At 69.3% G+C, this 254-nt stretch carries 1 protein-coding gene; it reads left to right on the forward strand.

Translation table 11 applies throughout. From position 1 onward, the window contains the following. Positions 1–8 precede the first annotated feature (8 nt). Positions 9–254: TlpA family protein disulfide reductase (locus tag R0J92_RS24805; RefSeq protein ID WP_411053642.1), on the forward strand; the 246-nt coding region annotated here is incomplete at its 3' end.

Below are 254 nucleotides of genomic sequence, written 5' to 3' on the forward strand. Positions count from 1 at the left end.
CGGCACTCATGATCGCGTTTGTGGCCACCGCCCCCGTCCGGGCGGAGGAGCCGCCGCTCAAGGGCGCGTTCGGCGAGGTCTTCGCGCTGGCCGACGAGCCCTATCCGGCGCCGCAGACAGCATTCCAGACGCGCGACGGCGAGACGGTGACATTAGCCGACTTCAAGGGCCGCGTGGTGCTGCTGAACTTCTGGGCCACCTGGTGCGCGCCCTGCGTCGAGGAGATGCCGACGCTGGATGCGTTGCAGGCGGAT

It is taken from the genome of Tritonibacter sp. SIMBA_163, from assembly GCF_046535935.1.
Lineage (GTDB): Bacteria > Pseudomonadota > Alphaproteobacteria > Rhodobacterales > Rhodobacteraceae > Epibacterium > Epibacterium scottomollicae.